This window comes from Mesorhizobium sp. M4B.F.Ca.ET.089.01.1.1, assembly GCF_004022605.1.
Classification (GTDB): domain Bacteria; phylum Pseudomonadota; class Alphaproteobacteria; order Rhizobiales; family Rhizobiaceae; genus Mesorhizobium; species Mesorhizobium abyssinicae.
Map to the genome: position 1 here is coordinate 1 of NZ_RZOS01000623.1, position 2,647 is coordinate 2,647.

At 67.1% G+C, this 2,647-nt stretch carries 3 protein-coding genes; all 3 read left to right on the forward strand.

What is annotated here, in order from left to right; translation table 11 throughout:
• Positions 1-352 (forward strand): thiamine pyrophosphate-dependent enzyme (locus EN780_RS31730; RefSeq protein ID WP_245500186.1); only part of this gene is annotated, 352 nt, incomplete at its 5' end.
• Positions 349-2,445: a hydantoinase/oxoprolinase family protein gene (locus EN780_RS31735; RefSeq protein ID WP_127282876.1), complete on the forward strand. Its 2,097-nt coding sequence runs from the start codon at positions 349-351 to the stop codon at positions 2,443-2,445. The genes EN780_RS31730 and EN780_RS31735, both read left to right, overlap by 4 nt.
• The coding region (locus EN780_RS31740; RefSeq protein WP_145971016.1) for a hydantoinase B/oxoprolinase family protein at positions 2,442-2,647 on the forward strand (206 nt) is incomplete at its 3' end. The genes EN780_RS31735 and EN780_RS31740, both read left to right, overlap by 4 nt.

A 2,647-nucleotide genomic window follows, 5' to 3' on the forward strand; every position in this document is an offset into this window, starting at 1 on the left:
GAACTGCCAGGAACTCGGCACCGCCATGCAGGCCGGCGCGCAGCCGATCTTGCTGATCCTCAACAACGGCATCTACGGCACCATCCGCGCGCATCAGGAGCGCCACTATCCGCCTCGCGTTTCCGGGACGTCGCTCGAGAACCCCGACTTCGTGACGCTGGCAAAGGCCTATGGCTTCCACGCCGAGCGCGTCGAATCCACTGCGGATTTCGGCGCCGCGTTCGGCCGGGCGCTCGGCTCCGCGACGGGCGCCGTCCTCGATATCGCCATCTCGCCCGAGGCGCTCACGCCCCGGCAGACCCTTTCCCAGATGCGCGACGCAGCACTCTCTTCCCAGAAGGCCAAGGCATGACCTCCAGAACTGACGACATCCGTCTCGGCGCGGACATTGGCGGCACCTTCACCGACATCGCCCTCGACATCAGGGGGACGCTGTTCTCGACCAAGGTGCTGACCAATTATGCGGCGCCCGAGCAGGCGATCCTCGACGGCATTGCCGTCGTCACCCGCGATGCCGGCATCTCGCCTTCCGAGATCGGCATCATCATCCACGGCACGACGCTGGCGACCAATGCGCTGATCGAGCGCCGTGGCGCGCGGACCGCGCTGGTCACGACCGAGGGCTTCCGCGACGTGATCGAGATGCGCACCGAAAACCGCTTCGAGCAGTATGATCTCAACCTGCAACTGCCGACGCCGCTGATCCCGCGCGAGGACCGCTTCACGGTCAAGGGCCGTATCGGCGCCGAGGGCCAGGAACTGCAGCCGCTCGACGAAGCCGCTCTCGCAGAGATCGCCGACCGGATCGCGGCCGGCGGCTTCGGCTCGGTGGCGATCGGCTTCATCCATGCCTACGCCAACGCCGACCACGAGCGTCGTGCCCGCGAGATCCTCGCCCGCAAGCTCAGCATCCCGATTTCGATCAGCGCCGAAGTGTCGCCGCAGATGCGCGAGTTCGAGCGCTTCAACACGGTCTGCGCCAACGCTTATGTGCGGCCGCAGATGGCCGACTACCTCGCCCGCCTGCAGATCCGCCTGAAGGAGATGGGCGCCGAGTGCCCGGTGTTCATGATCCACTCGGGCGGCGGCCTGATCTCGGTGGAGACCGCTTCGGAATTCCCGGTGCGGCTGGTCGAATCCGGCCCGGCCGGTGGTGCGATCTTCGCCGCCGACATCGCCAGGCGCTTCGGCCTGGAGAAGGTCGTCTCCTATGACATGGGCGGCACCACCGCCAAGATCTGCCTGATCGAGGACTATGCGCCGCGCACGGCGAGAACCTTCGAGGTGGCGCGCACCTACCGCTTCTGCAAGGGATCGGGCATGCCGATCTCCATTCCGGTGATCGAGATGATCGAGATCGGCGCCGGCGGCGGCTCGATCGCCTGGGTCGACGCCATGGGCCGCATCCAGACCGGGCCCGAAAGCGCCGGCTCGGAGCCGGGGCCGGCCTGCTACGGCCGCGGCGGCAAGCGTCCGGCGATCACCGACGCCGACCTTGTGCTCGGCAAGCTCGACCCCGACAACTTCGCCGGCGGCGCGATCAAGCTCGACGCGTCCGCCTCCGAGCAGGCTATCCTGCGCGATGTCGGCGAGCGGCTGTCGCTCAACGCGATGTCGACCGCCTTCGGCATCTGCGAGGTGGTGGACGAGAACATGGCCAATGCCGCCCGCGTCCACGCCGTCGAAAACGGCAAGAACATTTCCGACAATCTGATGATCGCTTTCGGCGGCGCCGCCCCCCTCCACGCCGCAAGGCTGTGCGAGAAGCTCGGCATCGACCAGTGCATCGTGCCCAAGGGCGCGGGCGTCGGATCGGCGATCGGCTTCCTCAAGGCTCCGTTCGGCTACGAGGCGCTGGCCTCGAAGCTGACGCGGCTGTCGCGGTTCAAGCCGGCCGAGGTCAACACGCTGCTCGCCGACCTCAAGGCCTCCGCCGAAGGTTTCGTGCGGACGGGTGCTGCCGGCAGGATCGTCTGCGAGATCACCGCCTTCATGCGCTATGCCGGCCAGGGCTGGGAAATCCCCGTGCCCGTGGCGGACGAGCCGTTCGGCGACGATGCCGTGACGAAGCTCAAGGACCTGTTCGAGGCGAACTACCAGCGCTTCTTCGGCCGCGCCATCGAAGGCCTCGACGGGCTGGAGATCGAGATCGTCACCTGGTCGGTCAAGGCGACGGATGTTCGGCCAGAAGTCGCCAGGCACGAGCTCACGACCGGTAAGCGCAACAATGAGGCGGTCACGACCCGCTCGGTCTTCGATCCGGCCAGCGGCGCGCCACAAACCTACGGCATCATCGAACGCGAGACGCTCTGCGCCGGGGACCGCGTGGCAGGGCCGGCCGTCATCGTCGAGCGCGAGACCTCCACCGTCATCACCACCAGCTTTGACGCCGTCATCCAGAGCGACGGCGCGATCCTTCTCATCCGCAAAGGCAGCCAGGCATGAGCGACATTGGCGAAATCCGCATGCAGGTCATGTGGAACCGGTTGATCTCGGTCGTCGAGGAACAGGCGCTGACGCTGCTGCGCACTGCGTTTTCGACCTCGGTGCGTGAATCCGGCGACCTGTCGGCCGGCGTGTTCGACCCGCGCGGCGAGATGCTGGCGCAGGCGGTCACCGGCACGCCAGGCCATGTCAACACCATGGC

Coding starts and splice junctions, on each gene's coding strand:
- EN780_RS31735 (WP_127282876.1), top strand. CDS start 349: ATGACCTCCAGAACTGACGACATCCGTCTCGGCGCGGACATTGGCGGC.